Annotated in this window: 19 protein-coding genes; 12 read left to right on the top strand and 7 right to left on the bottom strand. The window is 39.1% G+C overall.

The window, feature by feature from the left end:
• Positions 1 to 2: 2 nt before the first annotated feature.
• Positions 3 to 3,104 carry a DUF5107 domain-containing protein gene (locus ACEN9X_RS00165; protein WP_413668478.1) on the top strand — a complete coding sequence of 1,034 codons (3,102 nt, stop codon included), beginning with the start codon at positions 3 to 5 and terminating at the stop codon, positions 3,102 to 3,104.
• Here ACEN9X_RS00165 and ACEN9X_RS00160 read toward each other — a convergent pair whose 3' ends face one another.
• Positions 3,105 to 3,923, bottom strand: a complete 819-nt coding sequence (locus ACEN9X_RS00160; protein ID WP_413668477.1) for an AraC family transcriptional regulator — start codon at positions 3,921 to 3,923, stop codon at positions 3,105 to 3,107.
• 61 nt (positions 3,924 to 3,984) lie between these two features.
• Between ACEN9X_RS00160 and ACEN9X_RS00155 the strand changes: the two genes are divergently transcribed.
• From ACEN9X_RS00155 to ACEN9X_RS00145, 3 genes are read left to right on the top strand one after another with little or no spacing between them, the layout of a single operon-like run.
• On the top strand, positions 3,985 to 5,325 hold the full coding sequence (locus tag ACEN9X_RS00155; protein WP_413668476.1) for a TolC family protein: 1,341 nt from the start codon (positions 3,985 to 3,987) through the stop codon (positions 5,323 to 5,325).
• Between the two features lie 2 nt (positions 5,326 to 5,327).
• The gene (locus ACEN9X_RS00150) at positions 5,328 to 6,383 is read left to right on the top strand and encodes an HlyD family secretion protein (RefSeq protein ID WP_413668475.1); all 1,056 of its coding nucleotides are present in this window, start codon (positions 5,328 to 5,330) and stop codon (positions 6,381 to 6,383) included.
• Between the two features lie 5 nt (positions 6,384 to 6,388).
• Positions 6,389 to 7,984, top strand: coding sequence for an MFS transporter (locus ACEN9X_RS00145; RefSeq protein WP_413668474.1), 1,596 nt, complete (start codon positions 6,389 to 6,391; stop codon positions 7,982 to 7,984).
• A gap of 6 nt (positions 7,985 to 7,990) precedes the next feature.
• Here ACEN9X_RS00145 and ACEN9X_RS00140 read toward each other — a convergent pair whose 3' ends face one another.
• Positions 7,991 to 10,402, bottom strand: a complete 2,412-nt coding sequence (locus ACEN9X_RS00140) for an ABC transporter permease (RefSeq protein WP_413668473.1) — start codon at positions 10,400 to 10,402, stop codon at positions 7,991 to 7,993.
• Positions 10,403 to 10,774: 372 nt separating this feature from the next.
• The gene (locus tag ACEN9X_RS00135) at positions 10,775 to 11,110 is read right to left on the bottom strand and encodes a hypothetical protein (protein WP_413668472.1); all 336 of its coding nucleotides are present in this window, start codon (positions 11,108 to 11,110) and stop codon (positions 10,775 to 10,777) included.
• An 838-nt stretch (positions 11,111 to 11,948) separates the two neighbouring features.
• On the opposite strand from ACEN9X_RS00135, the gene ACEN9X_RS00130 reads away from it, so the two are divergent.
• The gene (locus ACEN9X_RS00130) at positions 11,949 to 12,515 is read left to right on the top strand and encodes an inorganic diphosphatase (protein ID WP_413668471.1); all 567 of its coding nucleotides are present in this window, start codon (positions 11,949 to 11,951) and stop codon (positions 12,513 to 12,515) included.
• Positions 12,516 to 12,677: 162 nt separating this feature from the next.
• On the opposite strand, the gene ACEN9X_RS00125 is transcribed toward ACEN9X_RS00130, so the two are convergent.
• Complete coding sequence (locus ACEN9X_RS00125) at positions 12,678 to 13,043, bottom strand: hypothetical protein (protein WP_110587465.1); 366 nt, start codon at positions 13,041 to 13,043, stop codon at positions 12,678 to 12,680.
• A gap of 108 nt (positions 13,044 to 13,151) precedes the next feature.
• Positions 13,152 to 13,640, bottom strand: a complete 489-nt coding sequence (locus tag ACEN9X_RS00120; protein WP_413668470.1) for a UpxY family transcription antiterminator — start codon at positions 13,638 to 13,640, stop codon at positions 13,152 to 13,154.
• Positions 13,641 to 14,527: 887 nt separating this feature from the next.
• Between ACEN9X_RS00120 and ACEN9X_RS00115 the strand changes: the two genes are divergently transcribed.
• Positions 14,528 to 15,829 carry a WcaI family glycosyltransferase gene (locus tag ACEN9X_RS00115; RefSeq protein WP_413668469.1) on the top strand — a complete coding sequence of 434 codons (1,302 nt, stop codon included), beginning with the start codon at positions 14,528 to 14,530 and terminating at the stop codon, positions 15,827 to 15,829.
• 14 nt (positions 15,830 to 15,843) lie between these two features.
• Here the strand turns inward: ACEN9X_RS00115 and ACEN9X_RS00110 are convergent, their stop codons facing one another.
• Complete coding sequence (locus tag ACEN9X_RS00110; protein ID WP_413668468.1) at positions 15,844 to 16,065, bottom strand: hypothetical protein; 222 nt, start codon at positions 16,063 to 16,065, stop codon at positions 15,844 to 15,846.
• A 165-nt stretch (positions 16,066 to 16,230) separates the two neighbouring features.
• On the opposite strand from ACEN9X_RS00110, the gene ACEN9X_RS00105 reads away from it, so the two are divergent.
• The gene (locus ACEN9X_RS00105; protein WP_413668467.1) at positions 16,231 to 16,620 is read left to right on the top strand and encodes a response regulator; all 390 of its coding nucleotides are present in this window, start codon (positions 16,231 to 16,233) and stop codon (positions 16,618 to 16,620) included.
• Between the two features lie 20 nt (positions 16,621 to 16,640).
• Here the strand turns inward: ACEN9X_RS00105 and ACEN9X_RS00100 are convergent, their stop codons facing one another.
• Positions 16,641 to 16,871, bottom strand: coding sequence for a hypothetical protein (locus tag ACEN9X_RS00100; protein WP_413668466.1), 231 nt, complete (start codon positions 16,869 to 16,871; stop codon positions 16,641 to 16,643).
• A gap of 207 nt (positions 16,872 to 17,078) precedes the next feature.
• Here ACEN9X_RS00100 and ACEN9X_RS00095 point away from each other — a divergent pair, with 207 nt between their 5' ends.
• The 5 genes from ACEN9X_RS00095 to ACEN9X_RS00075 all read left to right on the top strand — a co-directional run bounded on the left by ACEN9X_RS00095 (position 17,079) and on the right by ACEN9X_RS00075 (position 23,144).
• Entirely contained in the window at positions 17,079 to 17,861 is a 783-nt protein-coding gene (locus ACEN9X_RS00095) for a polysaccharide biosynthesis/export family protein (protein WP_413668465.1), read from the top strand.
• A 37-nt stretch (positions 17,862 to 17,898) separates the two neighbouring features.
• Positions 17,899 to 20,232: a GumC family protein gene (locus tag ACEN9X_RS00090; RefSeq protein ID WP_413668464.1), complete on the top strand. Its 2,334-nt coding sequence runs from the start codon at positions 17,899 to 17,901 to the stop codon at positions 20,230 to 20,232.
• 78 nt (positions 20,233 to 20,310) lie between these two features.
• Positions 20,311 to 21,615, top strand: coding sequence for a polysaccharide biosynthesis protein (locus ACEN9X_RS00085; RefSeq protein ID WP_413668463.1), 1,305 nt, complete (start codon positions 20,311 to 20,313; stop codon positions 21,613 to 21,615).
• Complete coding sequence (locus ACEN9X_RS00080; RefSeq protein ID WP_413668462.1) at positions 21,612 to 22,169, top strand: DapH/DapD/GlmU-related protein; 558 nt, start codon at positions 21,612 to 21,614, stop codon at positions 22,167 to 22,169. Before ACEN9X_RS00085 ends, ACEN9X_RS00080 begins: the two co-directional genes overlap by 4 nt.
• 6 nt (positions 22,170 to 22,175) lie before the next feature.
• Positions 22,176 to 23,144, top strand: coding sequence for a hypothetical protein (locus ACEN9X_RS00075; protein ID WP_413668461.1), 969 nt, complete (start codon positions 22,176 to 22,178; stop codon positions 23,142 to 23,144).
• Positions 23,145 to 23,155 lie beyond the last annotated feature (11 nt).

The following is a 23,155-nucleotide window of genomic DNA, read 5'->3' as shown; positions in this document are numbered from 1 at the left end:
TAATGAATAAAAAATGGTTTATCGCCGTATGCCTTTGCGTTGGCGGCCTGAAAGTATTTGCCCAGCAAACGGCAAATGTGCGTGAGTATACTAAGGCTATTACCACTTATCCTTTTTCGGATCCTAACCCGATACCGGCATTCACCAATATTTATCCATATTTCCGTTATGACGGGTTTACGGATAAACCGGTGCAAAAGGATTGGAAAATAGTCGAGTTGGAAAACGCGTACATCAGGTTAACCATTTTACCTCAGATTGGCGGCAAAATTTGGTCGGCCATTGAAAAATCGACAGGTAAGCCAATTGTTTATGAAAACCATGTAGTGAAATTCAGGGATATCGCCATGCGTGGGCCCTGGACAAGCGGCGGCATCGAGCCTAATTATGGTATCATCGGGCATACACCAAATTCGGTTACTCCGGTCGACTACCTGACCCGTACAAATGCCGATAGTAGCGTAAGCTGTTTTATCAGCGTACTCGATCTGCTTACCAACACCACCTGGACAATGGAAGTAAATCTTCCGGCAGATAAGGCTTACTTTACGACCAAATCTTTCTGGCATAACTCAACACCACTTGAACAGCCTTATTACCACTGGATGAATACCGGGATCAAAACCAGTGGTAAACTTGAATATATTTTCCCCGGCACCAAATACCTCGGTCACCAGGGCGAGTATGCCGACTGGCCTGTCAATAAACAGAACGGGAAGGACCTTGCCTTTTATGATAATAACAATTTTGGCGGGTATAAATCATACCATGTGTTTGGCAAATACACCGATTTTTTTGGCGCTTACTGGCATAACGATGATTTTGGTATGGCTAGGTATGGTGGTCATGAGGATAAAGCAGGTAAAAAGATCTGGATCTGGGGACTGTCAGATCAGGGCATGATCTGGGAAAAACAGCTTACTGATAGCGATGGTCAATATTCCGAAATTCAATCGGGTAGGTTATTTAACCAAACTGCCGTTAAAAGTACTTTTACACCTTTCAAACACAAAGGCTTTGCCCCGGGCTCATCAGATACCTGGACGGAATACTGGTACCCTGTATTGAAAACTAAAGGCTTTGTACAGACCAATAACTATGGCGCGCTGAACGTCAAATCCGGCGGCGGCTGGATAAGACTTTATTTTAACCCGGTTCAAAAAATAGCCGATACGCTGAAGGTAAAGCAGGGCGATAAAGTGATCTACAGCAAAAAAGTAACATTACAGCCGCTTCAATTATTTGCCGATTCGGTTAAGGCAGATGCTGGAGATATGCTGGTAACTTTGGGTGGTAATAAACTGATCTATAATTCAAACCCCGAAGCTGATAACCTCAGTCGCCCGGTTGATTTGCCGAAAGATTTTGACTGGAACAGCGCCTATGGCCTATATACCCAGGGCAGGGAGTTTATGGATCAAAAAATGTACCCCGAAGCTGAAGAAAAACTGCAGGCAGCATTAAAAAAAGATCCATACCTTTTACCTGCGTTGGTGCAGTCGGCCGCATTAATGTGCCGTGATATGCGTTATGCCGAAGCTTTGGTCTTTGCCAAAACTGCGTTAAGCATCAATACTAATGATGGTGCTGCAAACTACTATTATGGCACTATCAATGCGCAGCTGGGTAATGTGACTGATGCTAAAGATGGTTTTGATATGGCCGGTTTATCGGTTGAATACCGCAATGCTGCTTACTCAGCTTTAGGTAGTTTATATCTAAAAGAAAAGAACGATATAAAGGCTCTCGAGTTTGCTTCAAAGGCGCTGGATTTTAATCGTTTAGATATTTCTTCATTACAGGTACAGGCTGTAGCTTACCGTCATTCGAACGATAATAAGAATGCTGCAAAGGTTTTAGATACGATATTGACTTATGAACCGCTTAATCATTTTGCCCAGTTTGAGCAATATTTGGCACAGCCATCCGAGGCTAATAAAACAGCCTTTACAGCCATGATCCGAAATGAACAGCCCATTGAAAGTTACTTTGATCTGGCGGATTGGTATTATAAAAATGGCTGTTTGAGCGAAAGTGAAAAGGTTTTACAGCTTTCACCGGTTAATGCACTGGTGTATTACAAGCTTGCATTTTTGCAAAGTAAGGCTGGCAGACCTTTCAATGAATTTTTAAAGAAAGCCAATGCGGCAACGGCTGCATTTGTGTTCCCTTTCCGCAACAGCGATGAAGAGGTGTTGCAATGGGCTATGCAACAAAGCAATAACTGGAAGCCAAAGTATTTCCTGGCGCTGCTTTATAAAGACCGTAATCGTATTGATGAGAGCAAAAAACTATTTGCTGAATGCGGCAACCTGCCCGATTTTGTACCTTTTTATGCGGCAAGAGCTGCCATCGAAACAGGCGACGATGTCCTGGCCGATCTAAACACGGCAGCCAAGCTTGATAAAGGCTGGCGCTACAACAAGTTGCTTGGCGAGTATTATGTTAATAATAAGCAATATGCCAAAGCATTAATCACCGTTGAGCCGTTTTATAGATCGCATCCCGATAATTACATCATAGGCATGTTATACGCCAAAACATTGCTGCTCAATAAGCGCTATAGAGAATGCGGCAAGCTTTTATCGGGGATTGATATTTTACCGTTTGAAGGCGCAACTATTGGCCGTGAGTTGTACAGGGAAACCGAATTAATGCAGGCGGTTCAAAAACTTGATGCTAAAAACTATAATGCTGCTTTAACTTATATAACCGAAGCTAAAAAATGGCCGGCAAATCTCGGCGTAGGTAAGCCTTATGTCGAAAATATCGATGAGCGTCTGGAAGACTGGATGAGTTATCTGTGTTATAAAAAAATGGGCAACACTGATGAAGCTGCACAGTATCTGCAAAAAATAACTGCCTTTAAACCTCAAATTGATAATACGGTAAGTAATTTCCTTTCGGCTAATCACTTGGTTAGTGCCTGGGCTATTGAAAAATTAGATAGCAACGCGGCGGCGATTAATTGGTTAAATGCTGAAGTCAAGAAATACCCTGATGATAAAGTGATCAAATGGTGCAAGGAGGTTTATGAAAGCAAGGCCTTTAAAGAAAGCGATGTAAGTGATGCAAGCATTAGGATATTGGAACATTTGATGTAATCATCTCAACTGTTTAGCGAATGCCGATGGCCTGATCTTAGTTAACTGGTAAAATATAGCGCTAAAGGCAGATAAGCTGTTATAGCCCAATTTGTAGGCGATCTCGCTCATGGACATATCAGTTTGAAGCATCAGCTCAATGGATTTAACCATTTTTAGTAGCTTAAAATACTGCAAAAATGAAGTGTGCAGGGTTGATTGAAACAGGCGCGAAAGTGTCCTTTCGCTGAAACCGGTTTCTTCGCTAACAGATGATAGGGTTAAAGGTTCAAAAGCATTTTCATTCATATAATCCAATACCGGGTGCATCCGGGGATTATCGGTAGTGGGCAGCGCTACAGGTAATGCTTTTTTGCTAATCTCTGGTAGTATCGCTTTTATTCCCGCTAAAAAATGAAATGCCTGTTCATCGGGGTGTACATCACCGTTCCACCGTTCGGAGTAAATAAGCATCTGTAATAATAAATTGTTGATAGGGTAGATGCCGCCTTTCGTGTAAAAAGGGTTACTATCATCATCGTGCCAGTAAAAATACACCGTACGCGTAACTGCAGATTTATGCATCTCCACAAAATGCATCATACCACCCGGAATCCACACATAGTGCCTTGCTGGTATCACTAAAGTTTTATCGGTTAGGTGGATGTATGCGATCCCGCCTTCAATATAAATCAACTGTCCTTTTTTGTGGCTGTGGTTTGGGAAGTTTCGTTCTGTTTTCCAGTTAATTACATAAACTGATTCAGGATGTTTATCTATATCCCTGAAAAAGTTTTCGGCAGTAACCGCATCTATGTTTTGGCTGGAATGAATAAGCATTTGGCAAATTTAAATAAAATAAGCTTTTAACAACTACCGAACTTTGTGCTATTAAATCACCATGAACTTTAATAGTAAATTTTATCTGGCCTTGTTGCCAGTTTTGTTGTTGGGCATTTCAATAAAAGCACAACAACCCATAGCTGATACCCGCAAAAACCTTCCTTTAACCATAGCACAGGTTTGGCAAAAAGCAGCCATTAACAGCAAAGCCGTTCAAATTAAGCAATTACGTGTAACAAGCAGTGCGGAAGCCGTTAAAGATGCCAAAGCCGAACGTTTGCCCGAGATTGGCATTAACGGCGAATATGCCCGGGTAAGCAATATGCCGGTTTACGAAAACGGCATTTTTAATACGCCAACTCAATTTCCGGTTTTGCACACTACCTATACCGTGGGTGGAGAGGCTTATTTAAACATTTACAACGGGAATAAAACCAATTTGGAGATCGACGCCCGTAAACGTGAGCATAATATAGCCGGCGAACAGCAAAAATTAACCGTATCTGAAGTGAAGCTACGTGCCGCGGCTTATTACCTCGATATGCAACGTAGTATCATATTTAAAGATCTGCTGCTGAAAGATATCGCAGCGCAGGAAAAACAGCTTTTACAAATCAAAACACTCCAAAAAAATGGTGTGGTATTAAAGAGCGATGTGCTGAGGGCCGAGTTAAAACTCTCCAAACAAAAACTCTCGTTGGTTCAATTAGATAATGACCTCGCGATAGCCAATCAAAAGTTGAACATCCTGATAGGCTTGCCCGATGAGCAACGTGTTGTCCCTGTTGAAGCGGTGCAACTGGACACCACGGGAAAGGAAACTTACGATGAGTATTTAACTGATGCGGGAAAGAATGCTTATCAGCTTAAGATATCCGAACAGGAAACAGAGCTAAGCAAACTGAAATTGAAGAATGTAAAGGCAAACATATCGCCTAAAGTAGGTTTGTTTGCGGCTTATAATTATAGCTACCCCCAAATCCTGTTTTATCCATATTCGCCGAGTTTATACGGTTTGGGTTTTGCCGGTGTAAAAGCTTCGTTTTCTATTTCATCATTTTATCATAACAGCCATAAAGTAAAAGTGGCAAGGCTCGATCTGGAAAGCCAGGAAATTGAGCATGCCCAAACAGAGGATGGTATCCGTCAGCAGGTAAACGAAGCCTGGCTCAGGTATAAAGAAGCGTTAAACAGGGTGGATGTAAGCAAAACCAATGTACAGCAAGCTACCGAAAACAGGCGAATTGTGAACAATACTTACTTTAACCAGCTTTCGCTGATAACTGACCTGCTTGATGCGGATACGCAGTTATTACAGACCCGCTTTGATCTGGCTGCTGCCAGGATAGCCGCTCAACTTCAATATTATCAATTACAAAACGTAACCGGGAAACTTTAATCATGAACAAACATATAAACACTTATACCGCAACTGATAAGTTAATAACTAAAATAACTACGTGGATAGCCGGCATAGTTGCTGTTGGCTTACTGGTATGGGGTATTATAACTTTGCTGCACCTGTACAACTATGAAGAAACCGATGATGCCCAGGTTGAGGCTTACATTAACCCGATTACGGCAAGGGTAAGCGGTTTTGTAAAAGAGATACGGTATGATGAAAATCAGGATGTAAAAAAAGGAGATACCCTGCTCATTATCGATAACCGCGAATATCAAATACAACAGGAGGAAGCCGGTGCAGGCTTGCAAAACGCACGCGAGCAGGTGAGTGTGTTGGAAAGTAATGTAGAAACTGCTGCTAAAATAGCGGAAGTAAACAAAGTACAGATAGCTGCTACCAAAGCTAAATTGGTTAAAGCCCAGCAGGAATTTGACCGGTTCACCAAACTATATGAAGCAGAATCGGCCACTAAACAACAATTGGAAAATGTACAGAGCGCCCTTGATGTAGCCCGGTCTGATTATCAGGCTTCATTAAATAATTACCAGGCATCGCTGTCAAAAGTAAATGACAGCCGTTCGCAAATTTCGCCGGTACTATCCGAAATAAAACGCCGTGAGTTGGTATTGCAGCGTAACGAGCTTGACGTTTCTTATACCGTTGTAACTGCACCATATGATGGTAAAATGGGTAAGAGGACTATTCAGCCTGGTCAGCAAATTCAGTTAGGTCAAACGCTCGCTTATATCGTTGATAAAGAAACCGGTTTGTGGGTAGTAGCTAACTTTAAAGAAACACAGTTGCACAATATGCACATAGGCGGTGGTGTGGAAATTACTACAGATGCTTATCCCGACAGGAAAATAAAAGGGGAGATCCTTTCATTGTCACCGGCAACTGGTTCGCGTTTTTCGTTGTTGCCGCCTGATAACTCTACCGGTAACTTCGTGAAGATTACCCAACGTATCCCTGTAAAAATAAAAATTGATAGTAAAGCCGCTAACTTTTTAAGTGCAGGTATGAACGCCAGTGTAACCGTACCCAAAAACTAACAGCCATGAGCAATCTAACCCCTGTTTTTAAGCCCTGGGTACCCGAATGGTTGATCCGTATCACATTGTTGTTGGTTGTATTGCCCGGTATAATTTTGTTTTCCCTGTCTATCAGTAATGTGGGAGCGGCTGCAGGTTATTACGGTATCAGTCCAAATGATGCGCAATACTCGATGATCATACTGTATGCTGCAACAGCAAGCTTTGTGGTATTGGAAAAACGCTTCTTCAGAAATATTGCCAGTAAAACTTATTTGCTCATCAGTGTATTATTGCTGGTAACTACCTGTTATATCTGTTACTACGTGCACATTTTTTTTGTGTTGTTGATTTTTAGATATATGCAGGGCATGCTAACCTGTGCAAGTCTCAGCATTACCCTCACCCTGATGTTTACCCGTTTGCATAGCGAACGATCAAAGGAAATTGGCTATTCGGTTGTTTATTGCATCCTGCTATGCGTGTCGCCCCTGTCAACCTTATTTACGGCATCTATTATTGATGATTTTAATTTCAATGTGATATACAAATGTGCTATTTACTCCTTTTTACCGGGAGCGATATTGATGTGTATCATCATGAACAATGTGCGTCTTAGCCGTAAGTTGCCTTTGTACCAATTGGATTGGGCCAGTTTTGTCATTTATTCGGCCGGACTTTGTTTGATAGGCTACATTATGGTTTACGGTCAGCAGTATGATTGGTTTGATGACAAACGGATTATTTACAGCGTTGCCATAGTTATCGCACTGTTTGCCGTTTTTGTATTCAGGCAGCTTAGTTCAAAGCGTCCTTATTTTCATATTCAGGCTTTTAAATCCCGCAAATTTGTGTTGGCAGCGCTGTTGTTGTTTGTGTTTTATATCTGTCGTGGAGCGTTTGGTGTTACTACGTCATTTATGAGCAGCGCCATGGGGATGGATCCAATCCATGTTGGGTATCTGCTTATTTATAACCTGGCAGGTATTATTGTCAGCGTAACCATATCATCAAGGTTTTTGCTGATGAAAAAGCCTTTGCGGCATATCCTTATTTTAGGCTTTACCTTGTTGCTGGCGTTTCATGTGTATATGTGCTTTGTTTTTTCATCGCAGGTTAATACCGAAGATCTGATTATCCCGGTAATATTGCAGGGTTTAGGTGCAGGTATGCTGATGACACCGGTAATCCTTTTTGTAATTTCGTCATCTCCGGTTCAATATGGTACAACCGGTTCTGCAGTTGGTATTTTTATGCGTTTTACGGGCTTTAGCAGTAGTATAGCGCTTATCAATTATTTTCAATTATACAGGCAAAATGATCATGCCAATCGTTTCCAGGAGCAATTGAGCCAGTTAAACCCGCTTGCTGTTCAAAAATTAGCTGTATATAAGCAAGCTTTAACAGGCAAAGGTATAGCTGCCGATCAGGCCGCGAAAATAGCCAACGGCTTACTGAACAAAAATATCAATGCGCAAGCCCAGCTGCGTTTTGCTGTTGATTACTATCAGCTCATCAGCTGGGTGTTGCTTGCTCTTATTTTGGTGGTGATTTTATTCCCATCGGCTAACCGCACAATCATAAACCTTAAATCACGCCAGCCTGCACCTGTAGTTTATTGATTGTTATTATTCGCTTCTTAAACTCTTTACCGGGTTTTCAAGCGCGGCCCTGATGCTTTGATAGCTTACCGTAAACAAAGTTATCAGGAACGCTCCTGCTGCCGTAGCCGCGAATACCCACCAGGAAATTTCGGTGCGGAACTGATAGTGCTGCAGCCACTTGTTCATGAAATAATAAGCAAGGGGAGAGGCAATTAATAAGGATATCATCACCAGTAAAACGAAGTCTTTAGAAAGCAATCTCCATAAATTGAACACAGATGCGCCTAAAACTTTGCGAACGCCAATTTCCTTTACCCGTTGCTCGGCCACAAATGAAGCCAAACCGAAGAGACCAAGGCATGAGATAATAATAGCCAAACCTGCAAAAACAGAGGCCAACCTGCCTATGTGCTCTTCGGCGGCAAATTTTGCAGCGTATTCGTCGTCAGCAAATTTATATTCAAACGGAGCCGATGGAATTAGCTTTTTGAAAACAGCTTCTATTTTAGGTAATGCTTTACTTGCGCTTACATTCGGTTTAATTTTGATATTGATCAAGCTTGTAGGTACATGACCTTTGATCATGAATATAGTTGGATACATTGGCGCATAAGGCGATTCCATAATCATATCTTTAACCACGCCCAGTATTTTATAATGTTTTACTGCCTGATCCTGGAATTTCCAGCTTACCTCTTCACCAACTGGGTTTTTTAACCCCATGTATTTAACAGCCGATTCGTTGATGACGATGCCGGATGAATCAGTTATAAAATTCCTCGAAAAATCGCGCCCGTTTACAAATTGCCAGCCAATCGTTTTGCCATATTCAAAAGTTACAGGTAAAGTGCCAAATTGGTCTTCAAGGTTAGGGTTTTTGCCCCGCCAGGTAAAACCGCCATTGCCCGAAGCTATTTCGGTAACCTTGCCGAATGATTCGGACATTTCCGTTACTACACCGGTGTTTTTGAGCTCTGAACGTAGCAAATCGTATTTTCCGTCAAAGTCGCTCGATTTTTTTTCGATCATCACCAATCCTTCGCGGGTATAACCTACCGGGCGGTTTTTGGCTACCTGGATTTGCCGGTAAACAATAATGGTACAAATGATTAAAGCAACCGATACTGTAAATTGTACTACTACGAGTGCTTTACGCGGAATGGCAGCAAAACGGCCAACTTTAAATGTGCCTTTCAATACTTTTACCGGATTGAAAGATGACAAGTACAAAGCAGGATAGCTTCCTGCTATAATACTGGTTATGAAAATAGAGCCAGTACAGGCAAGCCAGAAATAAACATTTTGCCATGGCATCATTACCTGTTTTCCTGATAGATTGTTGAACCAGGGTAACGATAATCTCACCAAAATGAGTGATGCGAGAAACGAGAGTAACACAATCAGAAAAGATTCGCTATAAAACTGTCCTATCAGCTGTTTGCGCATGGAGCCTATGGCTTTTCTTATACCTATTTCCTTGGCTCGCTTTTCTGAACGGGCGGTGCTTAGGTTCATGAAGTTGATGCAGGCCAGGAGCAATACAAAAGTACCGATGATACCAATGAGCCATACCATTTGCATGGGGCCGCTATCGGCAATACCTCTTTTATAGCTATGCAGGTGCCAATCGCGCATGGGGTGTAAAAATACCTGCGGGTTTAGTTTAGCCTCGTCTTTAAAGTTGCTCAGGTTTTTTATTTCAGCGTCTTTGATATTTCTTGAAACCTTTTCAAAATCTGTGTTAGGACTGATTTCTACATAAATTTTCAGAAAATGGTTTTGCCAGTCAGTTGATGCCTGTTTTATCCAGGGGTTATCAATTACCCATAAGTCGGCAGGTGAGATAAACTTAAGGTCTTTGAATTGAGTGTTGAGCGGTAAATCTTCATAAACTCCGGTAACTTTCACATTCAATTTATTATTGATCTTCATTACCTGATTTACAGGGTTGCTATCACCAAAAAAAGCCTGTGCGGTTGATTGCGACAGCATAATGGAATAAGGATCTTTTAATCCGGATCTTGAACCGTGAATCATTTTGAGAGTGAGCATATCTGGCGCACCCGGATCCATAAACAAGCCTGTTCTGGATAATTTCTTATCGCCGGCAGATAAAATATCATCAACATCCCATGATGCCATAACGATATGCTTAAAATTATCTTTATAGTTGGTTTTCAGTTCCGTTACCATTGGCACCTGCATTGATGAATTAGCATAGGGATCCTTGGTATGCGGGTCGAAAAGTCGCGTCCTTACCTGGGCAATGCGGTCATAGTTTTGATGATATGTATCGAATGAGAATTCATCCCAGATCCATAAACTGATCAGGATAGTAACGGACATACCGATAGCGAGCCCGCCGATGTTGATCAGAGACGAAACCTTATTTTTTAAAAGGTTTCTCCATGCAACTTTTAAGTAGTTTTTAATCATGACGTTACGGTTTAAACAGAACTAAAAGGAAAGCTTTAAAAGTTTTGTTTAAAATATAATGCCATTGGGTTAATGCATTGATTGTTAGTATTTTATTTAGATGATTGGTGCGAGGTATGTATCGAAAACGTACATGTTTCGTTCGCTTTCATAACAAGGCGATGAATGAGATCAGTAGCCTCGAAATTGCACGCTCCGGAGTGGATAGCTAAATGAGGAAACTTTTTAATTCCTCCTCCTTCTTCAAAGTATTGACAAAAGGAGAAGGGCTATGCATTTGACTACGATTTGTGAAGGGATTAGGTGATAATATTATCCTTGTATCTAAATGCATGGAGTTGCATTTAGATACTAATTTGTTTAACAAATAATCTATTCTGTAGAGAGCAATTGAATATACTGTTCCAGCAAAATGATGTACTTATCTTTCCAAAGGTTTACCCTGTTATGATTTGGACGCATCATTTCCCTGTTTCTGACATCATAGGGGGCATTGGTGTTTTTGGGAAAATATTCCGGAAATTCTTTCGAAAAATCATGGTCTACAATTCGGCCTATGCGGTGAATAATATCTGCATTTAATTCTTTTCTGTTAAACCATTGGTATACCACGCTTCTGCTTACATCTGAATGCTGAGCGAGTTCGGTAATGCTGAAGCCTTTTTTTCTAACGAGTATTTCTACAATTTGACCGTGATGTTTTTGCATAATTTTTAGCTGTAAAAAGTTAAAAAACTAAATCAAAATAAGCTTAGGTGCTAATTAATAATTAGTTATTAATCAATAAACTAACTAACATTAGGTAACTGGGTATTGCAACATCTATGCCAGTACCCGTAATTTAATCTTGACGAAATTGATAGGAGAAGTTGGTTTGGTGATAAAAGGTATTTCCAACTTTACAGAATAATTTTAACTTTTATGTAATTTATTTTCTTGTGTTTTTTTAAAAAAATAAAATGCTGTGTATTTAATTACGCGCGATGTGTGGAATAATGTATACAATATGTGAAATTTTATTCCCAAATTTGTTAAATTGAAATTTGCGTGTTGTTTGATAAAAGAAATAATGGGAAGCAAATGCCTGATGTGTTACAATAATGTTACAATTAATATGGTTGTAATGCAATTGTGAAAATATGTGCCAAATTTTTGCTATCAGAACCTTGTTATATTAATAGTTAATTAATGTGGAATTAACCTAATAGCGGGCTAATTTAAATGCTATGTCCAAATTATTTACCCATTGTTGCTAAACAAAATTGTGGGTTAATTGATGATCGTTTCGACCGTCCTTGCTTTTTTAAATGCAGGTAATCTAATACTAAAACCGCTATTGCTTTGTATACTTAATGTGTTGGCTGAAGTTTTTTTAAGCGAATCTTGTGTTACACTATCCTGTAAATCAGGAAGAAGTGAAAGGAAAGTTGGGTTGAGAAGTAACTGAGCAATAAAATGTATAAAAATAGAATAGGGATTTGGCAATGAAATTGCCGAATTATTAGTACTTTCATAAAATAATAAGCATAAAATTAAATTACTACCAATGAATACACAGCACCCATGGCATGAAGTTTCAACAGGGCCCAAGATTCCTTATGTTGTAAACGCCGTTATTGAAATCCCTAAGGGCTCAAAAGCAAAATATGAAATTGATAAAGAATCGGGACTTTTAAAGTTAGACCGCGTTCTGTTCTCATCTGTAATGTACCCGGCAAATTATGGATTTATCCCACAAACCTATTGCGACGATGAAGATCCGCTTGATATTTTAGTATTATGTTCGGTTGATGTTTTTCCGATGTCAATAATTGAAGCAAAAGTGATAGGGGTAATGCATATGATTGATAATGGCGAGCAGGATGATAAGATCATTGCCGTTGCTAATAATGATATGTCGGTAAATTATATAAATGATTTAAGCGAACTACCTCCCCATACTATTAAGGAGATAGAATGCTTCTTTAAAGACTATAAAGTTTTAGAAGGTAAAAATGTAACTGTTGAGCGCTGGATGGGCGTTAGTTACGCGCACCGTGTTATAGAAGATAGCCAGGTGTTATATGATGTTAACTTTAAATCAACTCAAAACGAAGTGAAAGCTGCCGGCTAAGTACAGGCTAAAATTAAAATGCTTAATTCGGCTCTTAATAATAGAATTTCCGGATTAAGCATTTTTAATATACCTAAGTTATAAGTATATGTTGGTGTTGTTGTTTTCTTGTTATTTATATAAATAATTTTTTAGCGAAGCGTAATCAATTTAGCCAGGAGCCTATCGCTGATTAAATTTCTTTTTTGAGTTTTCGAGAAGGCTTTTGTTGTACTTCTCCAGCAGTTCAATATACTTATCCCTCCAGTAAGAATCCTCTATCTCATCTGCATGATAATCTGGTGCCTGATAGCCTTGATTTTTAATATTATCAAATTCACCTTCTGTAAACAAGTGGGGGAATTCGACAGAAAAATCATGTTTCAGGCAAAGCCCGATTTTATATATGATTTTTGGCTTTAAATACTTTTGATTAAACCAGTAATAAACGGAGCGACGGTTTACGTTAGTGAATCGTGCGATTTCGCTTATGCTGCAGCCTTTGCGCCTAACCACTTTTTCCACTATTTCGCCATGGTGCAAATCCATAAGTTTTTATAAAATAAGTTTTGAACTGCTTAATAACAATCTTAACCTCGATTAAGTTGATAATTATAATAAAAAATAAACGACAAGTTAATAATACATCTTAAAAAGTTAACTTGCAACATTTAAACATATTTGATCTATGTTTACTTTCACCGTTAAAACACAATTAAGTTGTTCAATGGTCATTAATATGTTTTTGCCCATAATTTGGGTAACCACACCCTGGTAGTTATATAGCAGGCCATCTTTTATTTTAACTTTATTGCCAATGTTTAAATTCTGAATGCTGATAAGCTCAACTTCTGAATAGTTATTAACTATTGATTTTATGCGTTCAATTTCCGCATCATTTAAAGTAACCGGCTTTCCGCAATAGGATACAAAATTTATTACTCCCGGAACCTGCTTCACCTTAAGTTGTTCGCCTGAGTTTACCTTCACAAACACATATGACGGAAATAAAGGTGTTTCTATCATTTTGTTTCTATCTGCCCATTTTTTCAGTGATTTAATAACCGGGCAGAAAGACATGATACGGTTTTCGTTAAGAGTTCTGTCTATTTTTTTCTCAAATCTCGATCTGGTATATACAACCATCCAGCTAGGTGATGCGGGCTTGAGTAAAACGGCGTTGTTCATCATAGTTATTCGAGTTTGGTTTTTATTTGTTTGAAAATGAGGTAGATAATCAAACTAATGTTTTTCAATTTGTAGCGTATTATTTTCATAAAAATCGCCAATTAGTTTAATAATTCGCATGGCCTCACACAATTTGTTTTCAAATTGTGAAAAAGTGTGGTATAAAAAATACGCTGTTTTTATGGTGTTGTTTAAGCAAATAACAGTTGTGGATGATGGTCGTTTTTAACCAGCGAGATAATGAAATTGGTAAAAAAATTAATGAATAGTTAGTCGAAAAGTGTTTTTAACTTATGGTTATTATTCAAAGGTGTATTTTTCCTTGTTGTTAAATAAAGGTGTAAATGTTTCGGAAAAGTGCCCCCGTTAAGCGAATTTATTCTACCGTGCTTTTTATAGAGGTTTCCCGTACGTAAATGGTTATTACTTTGTTACAAGAATGTGAATAATATCACACTTTTGTACATTTCACAACAATCGGCAGTTTTGTTGATGAAAAGTAAATTATATGGCTAATTTTGTATCAATGTGTTAAATAAAATTCATGTTTAATTAAACATTGACAATGAATTAATAGACCGGCACAGTAATTTTTGATTGAAAATAGCTCACTGTAAGCGAAATGGCGAAGCTATACGCAATTATCAATTAACGTTTCTAACCAATCGGACAGTTACTGCGACCACATTCCTCAAGTCAATTTAATTTCTAAAAAGCATGGGCTATCGTGCCCGTATATTAAACAGCTGCAGCTGGAAATTAATTTTAAGTGAATTGTGATCTGGGCACAACAGGAGTTTTAAAATAGTCAGGATTCTGAATCCTCCCGCTGATAACTTAATCAAATGAACAGGCCAAACGCATCGAGCAAAAAGATATTAGTTATAGGCATTAACTTTTCTCCAGAATTGACAGGTATTGGAAAATATACCGGAGATATGGTTGAATGGTTTGTTGAGAATAATTATAAATGCACTGTAGTAACATCTTTTCCGTATTACCCCTTCTGGAAAGTACAATCACCTTATTCAAACAAATTTTATAAGCGTGAAGTATTGAAAGACGGCATGCTGACCGTTTACAGGTGCCCCTTATATATACCTGAAAAACCCGGCGGCTTAAAGCGGCTGGTTCATGAAGCCAGTTTTTTTCTGTCGGCCTTTTTTACGCTCATTTACTTATTGTTTAAACCCAAAAACGATTATATTTTTTGCATCGCCCCACCTTTTCATTTAGGATTTTTAGGATTGTTTTACAGGTTTTTTAAACGCGGTGAAATTATTTATCATATTCAGGACCTGCAAATTGAGGCTGCACGGGATTTGAATATGCTGAAGTCAAAAAGAGCATTTAAGGTTTTGTTCGGAATGGAAAAACTTATTATGCGAAAGGTTGATTTTGTAAGTTCAATTTCTAAGGGGATGCTTAAAAAAATCAGTTATAAAATCAACCGCGAAATATCCTTTTTTCCTAACTGGGTTGACACTGATACCTGTTACCCCTTAAACAACAATGCCGAATTGAAATTGGTGTGGAATTTTGATGCAAATGATAAAGTGGTGCTATACTCGGGCAGCATAGGCGAAAAGCAGGGAATTGAAGCAATTTTGGATGTAGCCGAAAAGCTTCGGGCGCATAAGTTTATAAAGTTTGTTATCTGCGGTACCGGGCCTCATAAAGATAAACTCATTCAGCGTGCCAAGATACAGCAGCTTGATAGTGTAAGTTTTCTTCCGCTTCAGGAACGCCATTTATTCAACAGCTTTTTGAATATGGCCGATGTTCACCTGGTGTTGCAGAAAAAGAGTGCTGCCGACCTGGTTATGCCATCAAAACTTACCACCATTTTGGCGGTTGGCGGGTTAGCGCTGGTAACGGCGGAGCAGGGTACAACTTTATATGAGGTAATAACCGACAACAGCATGGGGGTTGTTATTCCCCCCGAGGATATCGATCATTTGAAAAATGCTATCCTGGATTGCTGTACAAACGATAACTCCGAAATTAAACTAAATGCCCGTAACTATGCCGAAAATCATCTTAACATCAGCAAGGTGATCAGGAGGATGATGTTAAATATGCAAAAAACTGTATACCCCGAACATAAGGGAATTAAGTATTTGAGATTAGACAGGGATGCAGATTAATTTAAGACAAAAAATTATACTGCATCTTCAATATGGAAGCGTGATGCAGGGCCTGAAAGAGAAATTTCAGATTGAGCGTATAAATAATTAGATGAAGAGTATTCATACACGGTAACATTGTTCAACGAAGCTGTAATGTTTCCATCCTTATTTTCAAAAGCCTTAACCTCACCCAAAAATGTAAGGTTAACATTCAGATCGGTTATATATATTCTTTTTGTAACGGGCTCACTCATAGTTTAATTATTGGCGCAAAGAAAATAAAATTTTATGTCAATCTTTTTTCAGGACGAAAAGAAATGATTGTTTTTATTAAAGAGTTTTATGTAATTGTTTTTTATCTGACATATACAGGCCGCAAAATGCCTTTTCAATCATAACCTCTGCAAAACCTAACCTTTGTGAAATTAATATTTATTGATGATGAGCCAATTCAGCATTTTATTATTCAAAGAATGATTGACACATATCTTTTATATGTGCCTCAAACTAAGTATTATTTCGATGCAACAAAAGTTCTTGATTTTTTAAGTGAAAACAAAACCAACAGTGACGAATTGCCCGATATGATATTTGTTGATATCAACATGGATATCATGAACGGTGCTACATTTCTACATAAATATAATAAGCTAAAACACCGTTTAGCAAAAAAAATAGCTGTTTATATTATGTCGTCGTCAATTGATCCAACGGATCTGGCCTTGTCAAAAAAATATGATTTTGTTTTAGATTATATTATAAAGCCTTTAACCAAGGTCACACTCAAAAAGATATTGGAGCCTCAGTGATTTACGAAAAATCAACTGCTTTAACAGGCCGGAATAATACCCTCAATGTAAATTTTGCACTTGCTCCTTTTTAAAGTGATTTCCTGCAAACTGAATAATGGAGTTGAAGAAGCGTAATCGTAAACTTCGATATCCTGCAAAGTGGCAATGACCTTATTATTTACTTCTTTATATGATTTAAAGAAGCCCGCAAAAGTCAGATTTTGTTCAAAGTCAGTTAAGTAAATTTTTTTTTGAAGGTTTGGTGCCATTGCAAATCTGCTTTTTGATAATAAATAAAATGTATTTGCACTGCTATACGGTTTTCCTCTAATAATGTTGCAACAATTACTTAATCATTTAATGTTGCTTTCCAGCTAATCATAGTCTGCTAACAGCCAAAGCTGTAATAACATCTTTTAAGATGCCGGGGGATAAACCAGCGGCCTGTTTTTAAAGAAATAATTAAATCAATCATGATGAAAAATCAATTATTTGCTACTTGTGTAATTTTAATGGTGTTGCTGACATCCTGCGCCAGCTACAAGGAAAATATTTATTTCCAGGGGCTTGAAAGAAACCCCGAAATGAGCTATAAGATCACCAATTTTTCTCCGCCAACTATACAGCCCGGCGATGTTTTGGCACTAACTGTTAAAAGTTTAAATGCCGATGGATCGGCAATTTTTAACAGCAGTCCTGCAACTATATCTTCAGCCAAAGGCAAAGATAGCGACGGCCCGGCGGCTCCAGCTACCGGCTATCTGGTTAATAAAGACGGTGAAATTCAGCTTCCGCTGGTACACAGTGTTAAGGTAGGTCAACTTTCGCTTGAGGATGCTGCGGCAACTATTAAAAGCAAAATTACCCCGTTTCTAAAAGAGCCTGAAGTGTCAGTTTCTTTCATGAATTTTAAGGTATCAGTATTGGGAGATGTTGCACACCCTGATGTGCTTTCTGTTACTGATGAGAGATTTTCAATTACCGATGCACTTAGCAGGGCCGGCGACCTTACCCCAACAGCCAACAGAAAAAATATTTTATTGGTTAGAGAAGTTGATGGTAAACGGAAATATATAAATATTGATATTACCTCTCCACGGCTGTTCGAATCGCCATATTACTACCTTAAAAGTAATGACCTGATATATGTTGAGCCTGGCAAAGATAAGTTTGCAAGTCAGAGCTCCACATTTAAAATATTACCAATCATAATTTCAATAGCCTCACTGATATTGGTTACCTACCAGGTAACTAAGTAAAATGCTCTAAAAGTTATTTCAATAAATAAAACATAATATGGAGGTTGCTAATTCTATTGATTCGGGTTCGGCCAAAGCCAGGGTCTTTTTTAACAAGATCTTGTTTCATTGGCCTTTATATCTGATTTTCCTAACAGTGTGTTTGGGGCTCGCTGTTTTTTATCTTAAATATAAACGTCCTGTTTATCAGATATATGCCAAAGTAATGGTTAAAGACCAGCAAAAAGAAGCAAATAAGGCCGCTCTTGAAGCAATTAATTTAACAGAAGCCCAAACCGGCATTGATGAACAAATGGGTTTAATGAGTTCAATCCCGGTAACAAAGCAGGTGGTAGAAGATTTGCAGCTTTGGACCACTTACCTTGAACGAACGCCATATTATTCATATAAAGATATTTACAGTACCACACCGGTTGAGTTTAAGTTAATTAGTCGTGGGAAAGGCTCTTTAAATTCAATATTTGATGTTGTAATTGAAAGCGATAGCACGTTCTTAATAAAGCAGCCTAAAGAGAAGTCAATCAGGTTTGCGTTTCAAAATAGCCTCGTTAATAGTTTTGGTACCTGGAAACTTGATAAAACTCCTGATTTTAAGCATTATATAGGTAAAACTATCAGGATAAAATTACGTGAGATAGATGATGTTGTAAGTTATTATCAGGGTGCTATCCATGAATCGCCTATAGCTAAAAGTTCGATGGTTGCTTTCAGGCTTGAGGACGAAGTGCCTGAGCGTGGCCGCGAAATTGTTGACGATTTGATAAGGGTTTATATGGCTGCTTCGGTAGAAGAAAAGCGCCGCTCAACCCAAAATACCATCAAGTTTGTTGAAGAACGTTTAGGTTCTATTACACAGGAACTTAATAATGTTGAAAACAAATATACCGGCTATAAAAGTGTGCGCGGCATCACTGAAATTGCCGATCAGTCGTCTCAGTACGTAGGAGGGGCTCAATCAAACGAAAAACAGCTTAATGATATTAAAATTCAGATAAGCGTTTTGGATGGTGTTGATCGTTACCTCAACTCCGACGATAATAAAGGAAATGCACCATCAACCTTGGGCATCAACAGTCCGGCCTTGCAAAGCTATATTGATCGCTTAACTGATTTGCAATTGGAGCGTACTAAAATGCTATCTACATTACCAGAGAGCAACCCGTTGTTTAATCCCATAAACCAACAAATAGCACTAACACGCACTGCATTAAAGGAAAATTTAAAAACAACCCGGGCGTCATTATTAGAAACACAGAGAAATTTGCAAAGCGTTGGCTCTTCATACCAGTCAACCATACGCAGCCTACCCGGTCAGGAAAGGGACCTGAAAGATATTGACCGTATGAAGGGAATCAAGGAAAACCTGTTTGTTTACCTGCTCCAGAAAAAAGAGGAGCTAAGCCTGGATTATGCCTCAACAATTTCTGATGCTGCTATTATTGATCAGGCACATAGCGGGGGACAAAGCGCACCAATTCCCGGGTCGGTTTATGCTATGGCGCTTTTATTTGGCCTCATTGTACCTACAGGTATGATATACGGAAGGGACGCTTTTAAAAACAAGGTTTCAAGTAAAGGTGCGGTCATTGAAGGTACAGGGTTGCCGGTATTAATTGAAATCACCGATTCGGATACCACAGATCCGATTGTTGTGCTTAACCAAAAAACTTTTATTGGCGAGCAGTTCAGGGATTTGCGTACCAAGCTGAGCTATCTGCACAACAACAATAATAATCCCGGTAAAACCACACTTTTTACCTCAAGTATCTCCGGCGAAGGCAAAAGTTTTGTGTTAAGTAACCTCGGTACGGTTTTGGCCATTGCAGGGAAAAAAACAGTACTTGTTGAACTGGACTTGCGTAACCCAACTTTGGCTACTCGCTTTAACCTCAAAAATTCCACCATTGGTTTAACAGATTATATTATAGGTAACGCAAACCAAACGCAAATAATCCAAAAGTCTGAAATCTCGGATGATCTGCACATCATTTGTGGTGGTGCTGTTCCGCCTAATCCTTCAGAATTGCTTGGAAGCAAGCAACTGGCCAACCTGATTTCCGAACTGAAATTGAAATATGACCACATCCTTATAGATACGCCCCCGGTTCATATTTTAACCGATGCTACGATCATTTCACCAATGTGCGATCTGTGTTTGTATGTGATAAGGCAGGATTATACCCCAAGCCAGGAATTAGGCTTTATAAATGAATTGAGCAGTGATAATAAACTGCCAAGAATGAAGCTGATCTTCAACGCTGTAAAGAGCGAACTGCATGCCAATAGCTATATCTACCAAAAAAATAGCTACATCAAGGAGCCAACCCGAAGCATGAAAAGCAAAATGAAAAAGTTTGCAAGCAGGTTTTAATTCTCTTTCTTAATTAACAGGGACAACATCTAACTATATGTATTTGAAGATCGATCTTCAAAAATTATTACCTGCAATATGAAAAGTTTAACAAGTAACCTTTCTGTGAACGGCAGGTTTGAGAAATGGCAACAATGGACCAAACTTGTGGCCGTCACATTTTCTGCCCAGGCAATTATCCAGTTATTGGGTTTATTAACCGGGATTTTAATTGTTAGGTTGTTGCCCACAACGGAATATGCCTTTTATACACTGGCAAATACCATGCTGGGCACAATGACTGTATTGGCAGATGGTGGCATCTCATCAGGCGTGATGGCGCAGGGAGGCAAAGTTTGGCAAAACCGGGAAAAATTAGGCGTTGTAATTGCCAGCGGGCTCAAACTGCGTAAAATATTCGGAATATTTAGTTTACTGATTTCTTTGCCTGTACTTTTTTATCTGCTTGTACATAACGGCGCTACGTTGTTATCATCATGCTTTATTGTACTGGCAATTATCCCGTCGTTCTTTGCAGCATTGAGCGATACATTGCTCGAAACGGCATCTAAACTGCACCAGGGGATAAATAAGCTGCAAAAAAATCAATTGTCTGCGGGCTTAGGGCGCTTTGTACTGATGATAGGCTCGTTATTGGTATTTCCGTTTACAGCCGTGGCAATATTGGGGAACGGCATCCCGCGTATGTGGGCAAACGTTCAGTTACGGAAAATTTCAGCCGAGTATGCAGATCCCGGGCAGAAATCAGATCCTGTTATTGAAAAGGAAATACTGGCAATCGTAAAACGCTCATTGCCCGGCGCCATTTATTTCTGTGTATCGGGGCAGATCACTATCTGGCTTATCTCAATTTTCGGCAACACACAATCTATAGCCCATGTTGGTGCATTAAGTCGTTTAACTACCGTTTTAACCCTTTTTACTACCTTGTTCGGCACTCTTGTTGTACCGCGCTTTGCCCGTTTACCCGAGCAAAAAAAGTTACTCATACAACGCTTTATTCAAATTGAAGCCGCACTTTTTGTAATCAGCTTTATTGTTATCGTTATCGTAATGCTATTTCCTGCGCAGGTGCTGTGGGTATTGGGTAAGGGCTACACAAATCTTAATAAGGAGATGTTATTAATTACCATTTCAAGTTGTTTGGCTATGCTTGCTGGCATTACCTATTCGGTTTTGGTTTCGCGTGGCTGGATCATTAAGCCGGTAATTAACTTAACCATCAATATATTATTCCAGGTATTACTGGTTGTTACTATGGATCTTTCAAAAACAACCAATGTATTGATGTTTTCCATCGTCGACTTTTTACTTGCCTTTATAATTTTAATTACCTACTTCATTTACAGGGTTTCAAAACTACCCAAACCAACAGTTTTATGAAACAACGATTCCCGGCTATGTTGAGGCATAAGCTTAGCAATATTAGTTTATCACTCCGGAAAAAATACTATAGGGTTTTAGGGATGCAGATTAATAATGGAGTGGTTTTAGGTAAGATCAAATGTAAATGGCCCGGCAAAATCAGTGTAGGAGCAGAAAGTGTAATTGAAGATGACGTGGTTTTTAAAACGCCCCAGCCATTTGCCGATACCAACTTTGTAAATATTGGTCAGCGTGTTTTTATTGGCCATGGCTGTGATTTCAATATCACATTAGGATTAACAATAGGCAATGATTGCCTCATAGCTGCCAATACAACATTTGTTGATGCGAGTCGCGAGATGCACCGCAGTTTGCCAATCAATCAGCAACCGGTTATACACAAGCCAATAATTTTAAAGAACGATGTATGGATTGGGACGCATAGTGTTATTCTTCAGGGGGTAACTATAGGCGAGGGCAGTATTATAGGTGCCGGTTCTTTGGTCAATAAATCAATTCCCGACTACCAGGTATGGGCCGGTACACCCGCCCGCTTTATAAAAAACAGATAAAATACTATGCAAACAGTTATTTGTACGCTTTTTGAAGGACATTATCATCTTGGCGTTGCCGCATTTGTTAATTCACTTCATAAACATGGTTTTAAGGGAGATATTTATGCCGGTTATTTAGGCGAATTACCTCCCTGGGCCACTGCAACAGATTTATCTCTTTTTGAGGATCATCAATTAGCCACTTACAATGTTAATGACGATATAAAAATTCACTTTGTCAGGTTAAAAACCAGTTACCATTTAGCCAATTATAAACCCGATTTTTTGAAATGGCTTTTTGAGGGCCCTGCCAATGATGCTGAGAATATCTTCTACTTTGATCCGGATATAATTTTGGATTATGACTGGAGTTTTTACGAAGAGTGGGTATCATTTGGAGTAACGGTTTGTGAGGATGTAAATTCACCGTTACCTCCAAACCATCCCCGCAAAATGGCCTGGAAAAAATATTTTGGGCAGTTCGATATCAACCTTAACCTTGATAGAGAGATATATGTAAACTCTGGCTTCATAGGGGTTAACAAAAAGGACATAGGCTTGGTTGATACCTGGATTATGATCCAGGAGAAAGTTGGTCCGCTGATAGGCGGATTAAGCCGGGCGCCATTCCCGGGCGAAGCTAACCTGGCCAAAGAACATGCCGGTGACTATGCTCCATTCAGCAAAACAGATCAGGATGCTTTAAATATCGCCATTGGTGCCTGGGATGGCGTTGTAAGTTTTGTTGGCAAAGAGGGAATGGGCTTGCAAGGTGGCGCTACACTAATGCTTCATGCTTTGGGAAGCCCTAAGCCCTGGCGTATTAAATTCCTGAAACAGTCCTTTTTAGGGGTTAGCCCGAGAAGTGTAGATAAAAAATTCTGGAAGTGTGTTAGTCATCCCATCAATCTTTTTAATAACAACTACATACAGCGCAAAAGCCTGGTTGTAAATATGGGGGCATTTATAGGTCGATTTTACACCCGCAACTAAGCAGCTAATTA

The sequence above is a fragment of the Mucilaginibacter sp. Mucisp86 genome, from assembly GCF_047324315.1.
Taxonomy (GTDB): Bacteria; Bacteroidota; Bacteroidia; order Sphingobacteriales; family Sphingobacteriaceae; genus Mucilaginibacter.
This window is presented reverse-complemented; position numbering and strand designations above follow the sequence as displayed.